Origin of the sequence: Streptomyces olivoverticillatus (genome assembly GCF_014203555.1) — a bacterium.
Classification (GTDB): domain Bacteria; phylum Actinomycetota; class Actinomycetes; order Streptomycetales; family Streptomycetaceae; genus Streptomyces; species Streptomyces olivoverticillatus.
The window spans coordinates 459,237-473,518 of the sequence record NZ_JACHJH010000005.1 but is presented as its reverse complement, the minus strand read 5'-3'; the positions used below and the strand labels follow the sequence as shown (position 1 = coordinate 473,518).

Below are 14,282 nucleotides of genomic sequence, written 5' to 3'. Positions count from 1 at the left end.
GCTCACTGTCCGAACCCGAAGCCCGCGGCGCCCTGCGCCTTGGCCCGCAGCCGGCGGCCCTTCTCGGTGGCCTGCTCGTTGAGCTCGTCCTGGAAGCTGCGCATCCGCTCCAGGAGGCCGCCGTCATGCGCGGCGAGCATCCGCACCGCCAGCAGGCCCGCGTTGCGGGCGCCGGCCACGGAGACGGTGGCGACCGGCACGCCGGCCGGCATCTGCACGATGGACAGCAGGGAATCCATGCCGTCCAGGTACTTGAGCGGTACGGGCACCCCGATCACCGGCAGCGGGGTGACGGAGGCGAGCATCCCGGGCAGATGGGCCGCGCCCCCCGCCCCCGCGATGATCGCCTTCAGCCCGCGGCCGTGGGCCTGCTCGCCGTAGGCGACCATCTCGCGCGGCATCCGGTGTGCGGAGACGACGTCGACCTCGTAGGGGATCTCGAACTCGTCCAGGGCCTTGGCGGCCTCTTCCATGACGGGCCAGTCGGAGTCCGAGCCCATGACGATGCCGACGAGGGGGGAGCGGGGAGATGTCATTCGGTGATCGTTCCTCGCAGGTATCCGGCGGCGTGGCTCGCGCGCTCGCGCACGTCCGCCAGGTCGTCGCCGTAGGTGTTGACGTGTCCGACCTTGCGGCCGGGCTTGACGTCCTTGCCGTACATATGGATCTTCAGGCCCGGGTCCCGTGCCATGCAATGAAGGTACGCGGAGTACATGTCGGGGTAGTCGCCGCCGAGCACGTTGGCCATGACGGCCCACTTGGCGCGCGGGCGCGGGTCGCCGAGCGGCAGGTCCAGCACGGCGCGGACGTGGTTGGCGAACTGCGAGGTGATCGCGCCGTCCTGGGTCCAGTGCCCGGAGTTGTGCGGGCGCATCGCCAGTTCGTTGACGAGCACCCGGCCGTCGGCGGTCTCGAAGAGCTCCACGGCGAGGTGTCCGACGACGCCCAGCTCCTTGGCGATCTTGAGCGCGAGCTGCTGGGCGCGGGCGGAGAGCTCCTCGGACAGGCCGGGCGCGGGGGCGATCACGGTGTCGCAGACGCCGTCGACCTGGACGGACTCGACGACGGGGTAGGAGACTGCCTGGCCGTGCGGGGAGCGGACGACGTTGGCGGCGAGCTCACGGGTGAAGGCGACCTTCTCCTCGGCGAGCACCGGCACGCCGGCCCGGAAGGGCTCCGCGGCCTCGGCCTCGCTCCGTACGACCCAGACGCCCTTGCCGTCGTAGCCGCCGCGGACGGTCTTGAGGACGACGGGAAATCCTTCGCCTTCCGCCGCGAACCGTGCCACGTCGGCGGGGTCACGGACGATGCGGTGCCGTGGGCAGGGCACGCCGATCTCCGTGAGCTTCGCCCGCATCACACCCTTGTCCTGGGCGTGCACCAATGCGTCGGGCCCCGGGCGGACGGGGATGCCGTCGGCCTCCAGGGCCCTGAGGTGCTCGGTGGGAACGTGCTCGTGATCGAAGGTGATCACGTCACAGCCTTGTGCGAAAGCACGAAGGGTGTCCAGGTCGCGGTAGTCGCCGATGACGACGTCGCTCACCACCTGGGCCGCCGAGTCCTGCGGGGTGTCGCTGAGCAGCTTGAACTTGATACCGAGGGGGATGCCCGCCTCGTGGGTCATACGGGCGAGCTGGCCGCCGCCGACCATGCCGACTACCGGAAACGTCACGCCCCCAGGGTATCCGTACGTACGAACCGCCCCTACCGCCCCTGGATGATCCTCCAAGACCCGGCGCGGTGTCGCTTGTTGGCCGCCCCTGCCCGAAAAGGGCCCGTTAGCCGACCGTTCACCGACTCTCCGGGTCGTGGGCGAAGCCCGCTGGTTAGCATGAACGGCATGACTCAACGGCGCACAGTGCGTTCCCGGCTGGAGCGGCTGGCCCGCGAAATCGCGAAGTTCGGCGCCGTGGGCGCCATCGGATTCGTGGTCAACTTCACCGTCTTCAACTTCTGCGTCCACGGCATGCACCTCGCGGTGGTGCGTTCGGGCATCATCGCCACCGCGGTGGCCATCGGTGCCAACTACATCGGAAACCGCTACTGGACGTACCGCGGCGGCGACAAGAACCGGCGCAGCCGCGAACTGTCCCTGTTCCTTCTCTTCAGCGGCGTCGGGCTGGTGATCGAGAACGGCATCCTGGGCCTCTCGCACTACGGCCTGGGCCTGACCTCGCCCCTCGCCGACAACATCGCGAAGAACGTGATCGGCCTCGGCATCGGCACGGTCTTCCGCTTCTGGTCCTACCGCACGTGGGTCTTCCGGGCGCTGCCGGCCCGGGCGGCCGTGGAGACCGCCGAATCGTTCCTGGCGGCGGCGCCCCCGCGCGTGGAAGCGCGCAAGTAGCCCCTTACCCGTAAAGCAGGCAGCCCCTACACGTCGCCCGGATCCGCTCCGCGGCTCAGACCCCTTCTATCGTCTGATCCGCTCCGCGGCTCAAGAACAGCGCGAAGACCGGCGGGTGCTGCTGGAGGAGTTCCAGCCGCCCGCCGTCCGCCTCTGCCAGGTCGCGGGCCACGGCAAGCCCGAGCCCGGTGGAGTTGCGGCCGCTGACCGTCCGCTCGAAGACCCGCGAGCCCAGGTCGACGGGGACCCCCGGACCCTCGTCGGTGACCTCCACGACGGCCTGGTTGCCGGTGACGCGCGTCCGCAGGGCGACCGTGCCGTCGCCGTGCATCAGCGAGTTCTCGATCAGCGTGGCGAGCACCTGCGAGACGGCGCCGGGCGTGCCCACCGCGCGCAGGCCCTCCTTGCCGGAGCGGACCAGGGCGCGGCCGCCGCTGCGGGTGGCCGGCCGCCACTCCTCGATCTGCTGCTTGATGACCTCGTCGAGGTCGAAGGTGACCGCGGAACCGGTCTGCGGGTCACGGGAGTTGGTCAGCAGCCGCTGGACGACGTCGGTGAGCCGCTCCACCTGGGTGAGGGCGATCGTCGCCTCTTCCTTGACCGTCTCCGGGTCGTCGGTGAGCGTGATCTCCTCCAGCCGCATGGACAGCGCCGTCAGGGGCGTGCGCAGCTGGTGCGAGGCGTCGGCGGCGAGCCGCCGCTCGGCGGTGAGCATCCGGGCGATCCGCTCGGCGCTCGCGTCCAGCACGTCGGCCACCCGGTCCAGCTCCGGCACCCCGTAGCGGCGGTGCCGGGGGCGGGGGTCCCCGGAGCCCAGCCGCTCGGCGGTCTCGGCGAGGTCGATGAGCGGCGCGGTGAGCCGGTTGGCCTGGCGGACGGCGAGGAAGACGGCGGCCACGACGGCCAGCAGCGCCACGGCGAGGATGACGAGGAGGGTGCGGCCGACTTCCTTGCTGACCGTGGAGCGGGACTCCTCGACGCGGACGGTCTCGCCCTGCTCGCCCTTCTGCGTCGCGGTGATCACGCCGCCCTGGGGGCGACTGCCCAGCTCGATGGCGGCCCGGCTGGGGATGTCGACGCGTGCGTACCGCTCGGGGGTGATCTGCTCGCGCAGCACCCCCGACTCGACGCGCTCGCCGCCGGCCAGCCGGCTGTCGACGATGCTGACCAGGCGCACCGCCTCGGACTGCACGCTCTCCTGGGCGCTGCTCTCGATGGTGCGGGTCTCGACGATGACGAGCGAGATGCCGAAGACGGCGATCACGACGAGCACGACGGCGAGCGTGGAGTTGATCAGTCGGCGGCGCACGATGCTCGTCTTTCTGTCTTGCGGGCCCTCGCCCGCGGCGTCAGCTCTTCTCGAACCGGAAGCCGACACCGCGGACGGTGGCGATGTAGCGGGGGTTCGCGGCGTCGTCCCCGAGCTTCTTGCGGAGCCAGGAGATGTGCATGTCGAGGGTCTTGGTCGAGGACCACCAGGTGGTGTCCCAGACCTCGCGCATCAGCTGGTCCCGGGTGACGACCCGGCCCGCGTCGCGCACCAGCACCCGCAGCAGGTCGAACTCCTTTGCGGTGAGCTGGAGTTCCTCGTCGCCCATCCAGGCGCGGTGCGACTCGACGTCGATCCGGACCCCGTGGGTGGCGGGCGGCTGCTGCTGGGACTCGACGGTGCCGCGCCGCAGCAGGGCCCGTACCCGGGCGAGCAGCTCGGCGAGGCGGAAGGGCTTGGTGACGTAGTCGTCGGCGCCGGCGTCCAGACCGACGACGGTGTCCACCTCATCGGCGCGGGCGGTGAGCACCAGCACCGGGAAACCATGGCCTTCGGTGCGCAGCCTGCGGCAGACTTCCAGTCCGTCCATGCCGGGCAGCCCGAGGTCGAGGACGAGCAGGTCCACTCCTCCCTGGAGGCCGGCGTCCAGCGCGGTCGGACCGTCTTCGCGTACCTCCACCTCGTATCCTTCGCGGCGCAGGGCGCGTGCGAGCGGCTCCGAGATGGAAGCGTCATCCTCGGCGAGCAGTACTCGGGTCATGGGGGTGATGGTAGTCCGCTCGGGCGCACGTCAGAGGTGTACTGAGGGCTACCTACGGCAACACTTCACCGAAAGTGCTATCACCTTCGAATACGTGTGAATGGTTCCAAGGTCACCTGTGATCCATGTCTCAACTCCTTCCATACCGGGGCGGGGTGTGACGTATGGTGACCGGAAGTCTGTAGCACTACCGAGGACCTTCGGCTGTCAGACACGCCGGAGGTCTTATTTGTGCCGCAGGAGCCGGGCGAATCCCGGACTTGCTTCATAGTGAATGACCTGTCGGCCGGGTCCGCCGCGCGAAGATGCGCGGGGGCGTGGATCCCGGTGTACGGCCGTCCTGCCGCCCCCTCCGTGTCGGGGGCGAACCCCTTGGGCTTGGGGGGCGGACGGTGCGGTGCCGGTGCCGGCCTCCCCACCCGGGCGCGCACAAGCTCACCCCCCCCTCGCGCGTCCCGAGCACACAAGGATCGACCATGGCGTCCAGCCTGACGAAGGACGCTGCCAAGCAGGAGAACACCTCTCCGGCTTCCGGTGGCAAGACCTTCTTCGGCCATCCCTTCGGCCTGGCCCCGCTCTTCATGACCGAGATGTGGGAGCGCTTCTCCTACTACGGCATGCGCGCACTGCTTGTCGTCTACCTGATCGCCGGCGGCCCCGATGCCAAGCCCGGCAGCCAGGGCGGCGGTCTGGCGATGCCCGAGGCCAGCTCGGTGGCCATCTACTCCGTCTACGTCGCCATGGTGTACCTGCTCGCCATGCCCGGCGGCTGGTTCGGCGACCGCGTCTGGGGCCCGCGCAAGACGGTCACCATCGCGGCCAGCACGATCATGGTCGGCCACTTGGCGCTGGCCATCCCCGGCAAGCCGACGTTCTTCGTGGGCCTGGCCCTCGTCGCGCTCGGCTCCGGCCTGCTGAAGTCCAACATCTCGACGATGGTCGGCCACCTCTACGACGGTCCGGAGGACCCGCGTCGTGACGGCGGCTTCACCGTCTTCTACATGGGCATCAACCTCGGCGCCTTCTTCTCGCCGCTGGTCATCGGCACCATCGGCCAGAAGTACAACTGGCACCTGGGCTTCACCATCGCCGCCGTCGGCATGGCGATCGGCCTGGCCTTCTTCCTGTGGGGCACCCGCCACCTGAACCCCAAGAGCAGCATCGTCCCGAAGCCGCTCTCGGCCGCGGAGAAGAAGTCCACGCTCACCAAGGGCCTCATCTGGCTGGCCGTCGCGGCCGTCTTCTACGGCATCGTGGGCGGCACCGGTCACTTCACCCTCAACTGGGCCCTGGTCCCGATCACCATCGCCGGTCTGATCATCCCGATCTCCGTCCTCGTCCGCATCAAGCGCGACAAGGAGCTCTCGGCGTCCGAGCAGACCCGGGTCAGCGGTTACATCTGGTTCTTCGTGGCCGCCGCGGTGTTCTGGATGATCTTCGACCAGGCCGGTTCGACGATGTCGACCTTCGCCGAGAAGAAGACCGCGGACAACGTCTTCGGGATCAACTTCCCCTCGACGTGGTTCCAGTCGGTCAACCCGCTGTGGGTCATGGCGCTGGCGCCGGTCTTCGCCTTCGCGTGGATGGCCCTGGCCCGCCGCAACCGCGAGCCCAGCACCACGGTGAAGTTCGCGATGGCGATGGTCGTCATCGGTGCCTCGTTCTTCGTCTTCGCCGTCCCGATGGGCATGGCCTCGGACGGCACGAAGGTCAGCCCCGCGTGGCTGCTGGCGATCTACATGATCCAGACCATGGGTGAGCTGAGCCTCTCCCCGGTCGGCCTGTCGCTCACCACGAAGATGGCGCCGCAGAAGTACGCGAGCCAGATGATGGGCGTGTGGTTCCTCGCCGTCACCGCCGGTGACTGCACCACGGGTCTGCTCTCCATCGCGAAGGTGGACCTCGACGGCACCAACGTGATCCTGCTGCAGGCCGCCCTGGCCGCGCTGGCCGGTGTCGCGGTGTGGATGTACCGCAAGAAGATCGAGGGCCTCATGGGCAACATCCGCTGACGCGGAGACCTCGCGACGAGGGCCCCCGGTGCACTGCGCACCGGGGGCCCTCGTCGTATGTCATCCCTCCTCCTTGCCGTGTGCGCCCGGGTCGGTCTCCGGCCTGAACCAGGGCAGGGCGGGGCCCTGCGGCGACGGGCCGGGGGCGGCGGCGGGCGCGGGCGGCCGGATGCGGCCGACCACCGCCATCCCGGCCCGGAAGAGCCCCACGGCCACCACCACGCACAGCAGGACCCAGAACAGCGTCACGCCCCACGGGCGGCCGACGTCCCAGGGCTGCTCGACGAGGACCTTGCCGCCGTACTCGAGCGAGACGAGGTAGTCGCCGTACGCGCCCGCCGCCAGCTCCACGTCCAGCGCGACCCGCTCCTTGCGTCCCGCCGCCACCGTGCCGTGCCAGGGGCGGTCCTCCCAGGAGGGGGCGAGCACCCCGCGGGAGGTGCCCAGGCGGAAGACCGGATCGGCGGCCGGGTTCGCCCCCAGGTTGGCGACGGTCACCACCAGGCGGCGCTTGGGCGGCGCCCCGAACCAGGTCAGCAGCCCGCTGTGGCCCTCCAGCCGGGCCTGCAGGACGCTCAGCCGCTCGCCGCCGCTCGGCCGGGGCAGCGGCGCCACCGGGTGCCCGGCGACGGAGAACGCCGCGTCGGCGGCAGCAGGGTCGCCGGTGACGGTCGCGACGTGGACGACGCACGGACACGGCTTGGGCGGCGCGGCGACCGGCAGCACCCGGCGGAAGGTGCCGTCGGCGGCGGTCGTCACCGTGCGGCCGTCGGCGTTGGCGCAGGCGTTGGTGCCGCCGATCATGTTCTGCCCGCAGACCAGCAGCGTCAGCAGCGCCCCGGGCCGCCAGCCCGAGCCACTGACCGTGACGTTCTCGCCCGTACGGGCTTCGGAGCGGTCGACGGCGACGGCCGGGTCGGCCGCCTCGGACGCCGCGGCCGGTGCGGGTCCGACGGGGGGCAGGAGCAGCGCGCACAGAGCGCACAGAGTCGCGAGCAGGGCGCGCAGGCCGGGCTTCACGCTGCGGCCTCCGCCGCCGGTCGACGCCCGCGGCGGCGTACGCGGCGTGTCAGCCGCAGGGCCCCCCACCCGGCCGCCAGGGCGCCCGCCGCGGCCAGCGACGGGCCCAGCCAGGGCAGGGGCGTGTACGAGCCGCTCGCGGTGGCGCGGGCGGCGCCCCGCGCAGTGGCCGTGACGCTCACCGTGACCCGGTCCAGACGCGGGGCATCGGGCCACTTCTCCGCCAGCCGGACGCTGCGCCCGGGTGCCAGAGCGGCGGGCGTACAGCTCGCGGTGCGCCGCATGACCCGCCCGAAGAGGCCCTCGGCACGCAGCATCAGGCGCGGGGCGAGGGTGGTGTTGCCCCGGTTGACCAGGTCGTAGCGGATGACCGTCCCCCGGCCCGTACCGCTGACCTGCACATGTTCGACGGCGAGGGCGGCGAGCAGCGGGCCGCTGACGCGGACGGCCATCGGCACGCGGACCTGCCGGCCGCCGGCGGTGGCGAGGACGGCGGCGGGGTGGTCGCCGGGGGATGTGCCCGGCGGCACGGTGACCGTGAGCGGGACGTCGGCGCGGGTGCGGGGCGGCACGGTCAGCCGCCGGGCGGCGAGGGCGATCCACGGGCCGGTGCCGCGCACCTCCACGGCCAGGGGGCCGCGGCCGGGGTTGACGAGCGTCAGCCTGTCCTCGAAGACCGTGCCCGGCCCCCCCTCCAGGTAGAACGACGACCGGTCCTCCGCCGCGGGCCGCCCCTGCCCGCCGCCGGGTGCGGGCGCCGCCGTCCAGGCACCGGCGTCCGAGGCGGCCGCCGGGACCGCGGGAGCGGCGAGCAGGGCCAGGGCGGCCAGGAGGGCGGCGGGGGTGCGGGACGGCATCGCGGCTCCCTGTGCGTCGGGCGTCGGAGGTCAGCCGGTGGTGCGGCGCCGCCGGGTGAGCCAGAGGGTGCCCGCGGCTCCGGCGAGGAGCACGGTCCCGCCGAGGGTGCCGAGGGCGACGGCGGAGTCGGCGGGGCCGGTCTGCGGGAGCTGCCCGCCGCCGGAGCCTCCCGTGCTGCTGCCCGCGGTGCCGCCGCCGGTGGTGCCTCCCGTGGTGCCTCCCGTGCTGCCTCCCGTGCTGCCGCCGGTCGCGCCGCCCGAGGAGGACCCTCCGCTCGTGGCGCCGCCCGACGAGCCGCTGCTGGATCCGCCGCTGGATCCGCCGGGCGCCTTGACGTCGAGGGTCAGGGACGGCTTGGGGTTGTTCGACGGGGTGCAGGTGGTGGTCGTGCCCAGGGCGAGGATGGTCAGGGTCCCGGCCGTGAAGGTCACCTGGCCGCTCTTCTTCGGCGTGTACGTGCCCGACAGGTCGCTGATCTTGATCGGGGTGTTGGGCGGTATCGGCTGGTCGTTGGCCGGGCCGGAGACGTCCACCGTGCCGCTGTCCGCGCCGCCGAGCTTGATGACGGCACTTGGCTTCATCGCGCCCTTGCCGAGCTCGATGGGGCTGGAGGAGACGCCTTTCTGGAAGGACATCGTGAGCTTGTAGGAGTCGCCGCTCTGCACGCCCTTGATGTCGATGGGCGACACGGCGCTCTTGTCCCCGATGGGGGTCTTGCACTGGTAGTTCACATCGACGGTCTCGGCCTGCGCGGCCGGTGCGGCCAGCAGGAACGTGCCACCGGCCAGAGCCGCCGAGACCACGAGCGCGCCGGTGCGGCGTGCCGGGTGCCGTTGGTCGTGGGACACCTGGGGTTCCCCTCTCGTCCGGTGCCGCAGCCGAAAATTACTGACGCCACATCAGATCGGGCGCCGACAGTACGCCCGGGACCTTGGAGAAGGAAGACACGGAACACGACAGGTGACACCGGGCGACACGACCGCCACGGCAGCCGCCGGTTCTCAGCTCTCCCTCAGATTCCTTCGTTAGCCTGCGATTGCCGGACGAGACGAGGAGGTTGCGACGTGGGGCGCGGGGCGTATGCGCTGGCGCGGGTGGCCGTGATCGTACGGGCACCCGCCCGCCTGCTGTGGTGGCTCGGGATGCTGAGCGCGGGAATCGGTGCCTTGGTGCCGGGGCTCACGGGGCGCAGGATCGGGGTGCTCGCCGGGGCGGTGCTGTTCGCCGCGACGGCGGCGGCGGCCTTCCTGGCGCGACGAAAACGGTACGCAGAGCTGGCGCAAGGTGCGTCGAAGGCGAGCCGGTCCGTCTTCCTGCAGGACCGGGCCGTGACGGCGCGGAACTGGCGGCGGGGCCGGCGCTGGTGGCTGCTCGCGGCCTTCCCGGCCGCCGTCGGCTCGTCCTTCGCGGTGCCCGCGGCGGCTGGGCTGGCCCTGGCCGGGCTCGGCGCCGGGCTGTGGGCGAAGGCCCTCTGGCTGGGCACGCTGGAGCGCCGGGGTGAAGCGCTGCTGTGGGTGCGTACGGAGTGGGCCCAGGGCAGCCCCGCGGCCGGGTCCGTGAGCGGCTATCTGACGACCGGCCTGGCGGCGGGCGATGCGGCGCCCGGCGGCGCCAGGCGCAGGCCGGGGCGGGCCGGGGGCCGGGCCGCGGTCAGCGCAGCGCGCTGAGGTCCGCCGCGTGCGCGCCGCCGCTCTCGGCGACGAGCTCGTCGAGCGTCTGCGGGGCGCGGACGGGCGCGAAACGCACGCCCTGCGGGTCCGCGGCGAAGCCGTACACCCCGGGGCGGGGCAGCGAGTTGTACGCGTAGTGGCTGGAGAAGTAGTACGCGCCGGTGTCCAGCAGCGCGACGTGGTCGCCCGCCTCCAGCAGGGGCAGGGTGCGGCCGGTCGCGACCAGGTCGCCGGCGAAGCAGCACGGCCCTGCGACGTCCTGCGGGAGGGGGTCGGCCGTCTTCGGCCGGCCCTGCGCGTCGTAGGCCGCGACCCGCAGCGGCCAGACCTCGGGCGCGAACACGGTCCGTACGGCCACCTGGGCGCCCGCGTGCGTGACCGCGATGCGGCGGCCCCCCGCCGTCTTGGCGTACTCCACCCGGGCCAGCACCATGCCGCTCTTGGCCAGCAGCGACCGGCCGAATTCGGTGACCAGGCCGTAGCGCCCGTCGAACAGGCCGGGCGCGGTGGCCGCGAGCAGATCGGCGTACTCCCGGTAGGTCGGGGTGACCTCGTCGGAGGCGAAGTTGACGGGCAGTCCGCCGCCGATGTCGATGGCCCGGACCTGTCGTCCGCCCACCGCCTCGTTGATCTCCTCGGCCAGCTCGTAGGTGGCCCGGACCCCGGCGGCGAGCAGCTCGGGCGGGCAGCCCTGGGAGCCGGTGTGGGCGTGCAGCCGGGTCAGCCAGGGCCGCTCGGCGTAGGCGCGGACCAGCCAGTCGCGGGCCCCCTCGTCGAGCAGTGCCACGCCGAACTTCGAGGTGGCGGTGGCCGTGCTCAGGGCGTCGATGGTGCCGCCGCCGACCTGCGGATTGACGCGCAGGCCCAGGGGCGAGGCGGTCGGCGCGCTCCGGACGAGGGCGTCCAGGCGGGCCAGCTCCTCGCGGCTGTCGGCGTTGACGGCGACGCCGAGGGCGAGGGCCTCGCGCAGCTCTGCGGTGGTCTTCGCGGGTGAATCGAGGACGGTGTCGCCGGGCGCGACGCCGGCCGCCCGGGCCAGGGCCAGCTCTCCGGGGCTCGCGACCTCGCAGCCCAGGCCCTCCTCGGCGAGCAGGCGCAGGACGGGGACCAGGGGGGCGGCCTTCACGGCGAAGGCGTGGAGGGCCGGGGCGGGGCCGCCGAAGGCGGCTTTCAGGGCGCGGGCGGCTTCGCGCATGCCGCGCACGTCGAGCAGGCCCGCAATGGGGCGGCCGGGGCCGACGACGCCCTGCGTCACGGCTGCCCGTACGGCGGCGTCGCGGCGGTGCGCTGCACTGTCCATACGGGTTTCTTCCCCCCTCGCGCCCCTTGCCGTAACCGGGGGACCGCCAGGCGGGCGGAAGGAGGTGTTGACCCGTACCCCGCCGCGCGCTTACGGTCGCGGCGGTTCTCGGGAACGGCGGTGCGACGCATGCGCGTTCTAGGGGAAGGCGTCGACGTCGTGGTCGTCGGCGGTGGCATCGTCGGTGCGGCCTGCGCGGAAGCGCTGACGCGGCGCGGTGTGCGGGTGCTCCTCGCCGAGCGCGGGCCGCTCGCCGGGCAGACGACCGCCCGTGGCGACGGCCGTCTGCTGATCTCCGACAAGCCCCCCGGCCCCGGGCTCACCCTGGCGATGGCCTCGCTGCGCCGCTGGCCGCTGCTGCTCGCCGCGTTGCGCGAGGAGCTCGGCCCGGCCCGGGCGGCCTGCGAGTACGAGCGGAAAGGCGGCCTCGCCGTCGCCGTCCGCGCGGAAGAGGCCGCCGCGTTACGGGAGTTGGCAGCCGCCCAGCGCAGTGCCGGGGCCGACGCCCGCGAGCTCACGCCGGACGAGGCAATCGGCCGCGAGCCCCACCTCACCCCCGCCGTCCGCGCCGCCGTCCACTACCCCGAGGACGCCCGGCTCCAGCCCGTCCTCGCCGCGACCGCCCTGCTCGCCGCCGTGCGGGCCCGCGGCGGCGAGATCCGCACCGGCGTGCACGTCCTGTCCGTCCTGACCGGCGCCGACGGCTGGGTGGTGGGCGTGCAGACCCCCGACGGGCCGCTGCCGTGCGGGGCGGTGGTCAACGCCGGCGGGCCGCGGGCCGGGACCCTGGCCGAGGCGGCGGGCGCCTCGCTGCCCGTCCTGCCCCGGTACGGCACCGTGCTGGTCACGGCGCCGCTGCCGCCGGGCACGGTGCGGCACACGGTGCACGGCACGGTGGCCGGCGGGCCGCCGGTGGTGGTCGGGGCGGCCCCCGGCGGCCAGGTGCTGATCTCCTCCGGCCGCCGGCGCGCCGGGGCCGACGAGGCGCTGCGCGCCGACGACCTGCGCGCTCTGGCCCGCTGCACGGCCGCCCTCTTCCCCGTGCTCGCCGGCGTGCCCGTGCTGCGCGCCTACGGCGGCTTCCACCCGGGCACCCCCGACGGCCTCCCCGTCATCGGCGAGGACCCGCGCCATCCGGGCCTGTGGCACGCCGCCGGGCACGCGGGGGCGGGCGTCGCGCTCGCCGCCGCGACCGGCGAGCTCCTCGGGCAGCTCTTCACCGGGGAGCCGCCGCTGGTCGACCCCGAGCCGTTCCGGGTCGCCCGCCCGGGACTGGGCCTCGCCGAGGAGGAGAACCGATGCCCCTGACCGTGTACGTGGACGGTGTGCCGCACCCGGCCCGGCCGGGCCAGACGGTGGCGGCGCTGCTGCTCGCCACGGGCCGCACGGCCTGGCGCAGCACGCGCCACGGAGGCCGCCCCCGCGGCCTCTTCTGCGGCATCGGCGTCTGCCACGACTGCCTGGTCGCCGTCAACGGCCTGCCCGATGTGCGTGCTTGCCTGCGCGAGGTGTGCGACGGGGACCGGATCGAGACGCAGGACGGCGCCACGCTGCCGGGACCGGCCGGGGAGCGCGCGTGACCGCGCCGCCGCGCGTGGTGGTGGTCGGGGCCGGGCCCGCCGGGGCGCGCGCGGCGCTCGCCGCAGCGCGCGGCGGGATACGGGTGGTCCTCGTCGACGGTGAGCCCCGGGTGGGCGGCCAGTACCACCGGCACCCGCTCGCCGAGCCCGGTTCCCGCCGGCTGCACCCGCTGGAGCGTTCCGTCGTCGCGCAGCCGCGTATCGAGCACCTGTCCCGCGCCACCGTCTGGGCTCTGGAGGCGGGCCCGCGGCCGGGAAGCCACCTGGTGCACCTCCAGCAGGGCTCTGCCGACGCCGCCGGGCGCACGCAGCGCACGCTGGTCGCCGACGCGCTGGTGCTGTGCACGGGCGCCTATGACCGGGTGCTGCCGTTTCCCGGCTGGGAGCTGCCGGGGGTGGTCACGGCGGGCGCGGCGCGGGCTCTGGCCGTGGGGCAGCGGACGGCGGTGGGGCGGCGGGTGGTGGTCTCGGGGACGGGCCCGTTCCTGCTGCCGGCGGCCGTCTCGCTGCTCACGGCCGGGTCCCGGGTGGCGGGCGTGTACGAGGCCGGGAAACCGTCCCGCTGGCTGCGCAACCTCCCCGCGGCGCTGCGCGACGGCGGCCCCGCTTTACTTGCCGAACTCGCTTCGTACGCCGGGGCCTTGGCGCGGCACCGGGTGCCCTGCCGTTCCCGTCGCGCGGTGGTCGCGGCGCACGGCGACGGCCGGGTCGAAGCGGTCACCGTCGCCCGGCTCGACGCCCGGTGGGGCGTGGTGCCCGGCAGCGAGCGCGTCATCGCTCCCGTGGACGCGCTCTGTGTGGGCTACGGCTTCCTCCCGCAGCTCGAACTGCCCTTGGCGGCGGGCTGCTTGGTGCGCGACGGCCGCGTCGTCGTCGACGCGCGGCAGGCGACGTCGGCGCCGGGCGTGTACGCGGCCGGGGAGGTCACCGGCGTGGCCGGGCCGGTGGCCGCGGCGGCGGAGGGCGAGCTGGCGGGGCTGGCGGCGGCCGCCGATCTGAGCCGCGCCTGTGTCCCGGCGCGCGAGGCGGCCGCGGCAGCGCGCGTACGCGCCGGGCGCCGCTTCGCGGCGGCGCTGGAGGAGACGTACCCGATCCGCGAGGGCTGGCGGAGCCGGCTCACCGAGGACACGCTCGTCTGCCGGTGCGAGGAGGTGACCTACGGGCAGCTGCGCGATGCCGTGACGGACCGGGGCGCGGACGCCATGCGCACCATCAAGCTCACCTGCCGCGTGGGCCTCGGCGCCTGCCAGGGCCGGATCTGCGGCCGCAACGCGGCGGACCTCGTGGCGGGCCTCCTCGGCCGCCCGCCCGCCGACACGCTCGCGACCGACCGCCGCCCGCTGGCCCACCCGGTCCGCCTGGGCGACCTGGCGTCCGGGCCGGACGGACCTCCCGCCACCTGTTGACTAGGGCTATTCACCACTCCAAACTGTGCAGTGTTCTATTCAGTACGTTCCTTTCAGGA

At 73.6% G+C, this 14,282-nt stretch carries 14 protein-coding genes; 6 read left to right on the top strand and 8 right to left on the bottom strand.

The annotated features are described in order from the left end of the window. Positions 1–2: 2 nt before the first annotated feature. A complete protein-coding gene (gene purE, locus FHS39_RS19295) occupies positions 3–536 on the bottom strand; it encodes a 5-(carboxyamino)imidazole ribonucleotide mutase (RefSeq protein WP_184350581.1) in 534 nt (177 codons plus the stop codon). Beyond that, positions 533–1,729 carry a 5-(carboxyamino)imidazole ribonucleotide synthase gene (locus tag FHS39_RS19290; RefSeq protein WP_184350580.1) on the bottom strand — a complete coding sequence of 399 codons (1,197 nt, stop codon included), beginning with the start codon at positions 1,727–1,729 and terminating at the stop codon, positions 533–535. Before FHS39_RS19290 ends, purE begins: the two co-directional genes overlap by 4 nt. Positions 1,730–1,840: 111 nt before the next feature. Here FHS39_RS19290 and FHS39_RS19285 point away from each other — a divergent pair, with 111 nt between their 5' ends. After that, positions 1,841–2,347 carry a GtrA family protein gene (locus FHS39_RS19285; protein ID WP_184350579.1) on the top strand — a complete coding sequence of 169 codons (507 nt, stop codon included), beginning with the start codon at positions 1,841–1,843 and terminating at the stop codon, positions 2,345–2,347. Positions 2,348–2,402: 55 nt separating this feature from the next. Here FHS39_RS19285 and FHS39_RS19280 read toward each other — a convergent pair whose 3' ends face one another. Both FHS39_RS19280 and FHS39_RS19275 read right to left on the bottom strand, forming a co-directional pair. After that, on the bottom strand, positions 2,403–3,656 hold the full coding sequence (locus FHS39_RS19280; protein WP_184350578.1) for a HAMP domain-containing histidine kinase: 1,254 nt from the start codon (positions 3,654–3,656) through the stop codon (positions 2,403–2,405). 40 nt (positions 3,657–3,696) lie between these two features. Then, on the bottom strand, positions 3,697–4,377 hold the full coding sequence (locus tag FHS39_RS19275; protein WP_184350577.1) for a response regulator transcription factor: 681 nt from the start codon (positions 4,375–4,377) through the stop codon (positions 3,697–3,699). Positions 4,378–4,853: 476 nt separating this feature from the next. Here FHS39_RS19275 and FHS39_RS19270 point away from each other — a divergent pair, with 476 nt between their 5' ends. Then, positions 4,854–6,389: a peptide MFS transporter gene (locus FHS39_RS19270; RefSeq protein WP_184350576.1), complete on the top strand. Its 1,536-nt coding sequence runs from the start codon at positions 4,854–4,856 to the stop codon at positions 6,387–6,389. Between the two features lie 60 nt (positions 6,390–6,449). Here the strand turns inward: FHS39_RS19270 and FHS39_RS19265 are convergent, their stop codons facing one another. From FHS39_RS19265 to FHS39_RS19255, 3 genes are read right to left on the bottom strand one after another with little or no spacing between them, the layout of a single operon-like run. After that, positions 6,450–7,409, bottom strand: a complete 960-nt coding sequence (locus FHS39_RS19265; RefSeq protein WP_184350575.1) for a neocarzinostatin apoprotein domain-containing protein — start codon at positions 7,407–7,409, stop codon at positions 6,450–6,452. Next, positions 7,406–8,266, bottom strand: coding sequence for a COG1470 family protein (locus tag FHS39_RS19260; protein ID WP_184350574.1), 861 nt, complete (start codon positions 8,264–8,266; stop codon positions 7,406–7,408). The genes FHS39_RS19265 and FHS39_RS19260 overlap by 4 nt, the downstream gene beginning before the upstream one ends. A gap of 30 nt (positions 8,267–8,296) precedes the next feature. Further along, positions 8,297–9,115: a peptidase gene (locus FHS39_RS19255; protein WP_184350573.1), complete on the bottom strand. Its 819-nt coding sequence runs from the start codon at positions 9,113–9,115 to the stop codon at positions 8,297–8,299. Positions 9,116–9,331: 216 nt separating this feature from the next. Here FHS39_RS19255 and FHS39_RS19250 point away from each other — a divergent pair, with 216 nt between their 5' ends. Further along, a complete protein-coding gene (locus FHS39_RS19250) occupies positions 9,332–9,934 on the top strand; it encodes a hypothetical protein (RefSeq protein WP_184350572.1) in 603 nt (200 codons plus the stop codon). Here FHS39_RS19250 and FHS39_RS19245 read toward each other — a convergent pair. After that, positions 9,918–11,237, bottom strand: a complete 1,320-nt coding sequence (locus FHS39_RS19245) for a type III PLP-dependent enzyme domain-containing protein (RefSeq protein ID WP_184350571.1) — start codon at positions 11,235–11,237, stop codon at positions 9,918–9,920. The two genes, FHS39_RS19250 and FHS39_RS19245, sit on opposite strands and share 17 nt — an antisense overlap. Positions 11,238–11,366: 129 nt before the next feature. On the opposite strand from FHS39_RS19245, the gene FHS39_RS19240 reads away from it, so the two are divergent. The 3 genes from FHS39_RS19240 to FHS39_RS19230 are packed head-to-tail and all read left to right on the top strand — an operon-like array spanning position 11,367 to position 14,223. Then, the gene (locus tag FHS39_RS19240; protein WP_184350570.1) at positions 11,367–12,545 is read left to right on the top strand and encodes an NAD(P)/FAD-dependent oxidoreductase; all 1,179 of its coding nucleotides are present in this window, start codon (positions 11,367–11,369) and stop codon (positions 12,543–12,545) included. Further along, positions 12,536–12,817 (top strand): (2Fe-2S)-binding protein, encoded by a 282-nt coding sequence (locus FHS39_RS25525; protein ID WP_184350569.1) that lies wholly within the window; start codon positions 12,536–12,538, stop codon positions 12,815–12,817. Before FHS39_RS19240 ends, FHS39_RS25525 begins: the two co-directional genes overlap by 10 nt. Then, the gene (locus FHS39_RS19230; protein WP_184350568.1) at positions 12,814–14,223 is read left to right on the top strand and encodes an FAD-dependent oxidoreductase; all 1,410 of its coding nucleotides are present in this window, start codon (positions 12,814–12,816) and stop codon (positions 14,221–14,223) included. Before FHS39_RS25525 ends, FHS39_RS19230 begins: the two co-directional genes overlap by 4 nt. Positions 14,224–14,282 lie beyond the last annotated feature (59 nt).

Excerpts from the sequence above, each read along its gene's own strand:
- purE (WP_184350581.1), bottom strand. The coding sequence starts at position 536 with ATGACATCTCCCCGCTCCCCCCTCGTCGGCATCGTCATGGGCTCGGAC.
- FHS39_RS19285 (WP_184350579.1), top strand. The coding sequence starts at position 1,841 with ATGACTCAACGGCGCACAGTGCGTTCCCGGCTGGAGCGGCTGGCCCGC.
- FHS39_RS19275 (WP_184350577.1), bottom strand. The coding sequence starts at position 4,377 with ATGACCCGAGTACTGCTCGCCGAGGATGACGCTTCCATCTCGGAGCCG.
- FHS39_RS19270 (WP_184350576.1), top strand. The coding sequence starts at position 4,854 with ATGGCGTCCAGCCTGACGAAGGACGCTGCCAAGCAGGAGAACACCTCT.
- FHS39_RS19260 (WP_184350574.1), bottom strand. The coding sequence starts at position 8,266 with ATGCCGTCCCGCACCCCCGCCGCCCTCCTGGCCGCCCTGGCCCTGCTC.
- FHS39_RS19245 (WP_184350571.1), bottom strand. The coding sequence starts at position 11,237 with ATGGACAGTGCAGCGCACCGCCGCGACGCCGCCGTACGGGCAGCCGTG.
- FHS39_RS19240 (WP_184350570.1), top strand. The coding sequence starts at position 11,367 with ATGCGCGTTCTAGGGGAAGGCGTCGACGTCGTGGTCGTCGGCGGTGGC.
- FHS39_RS25525 (WP_184350569.1), top strand. The coding sequence starts at position 12,536 with ATGCCCCTGACCGTGTACGTGGACGGTGTGCCGCACCCGGCCCGGCCG.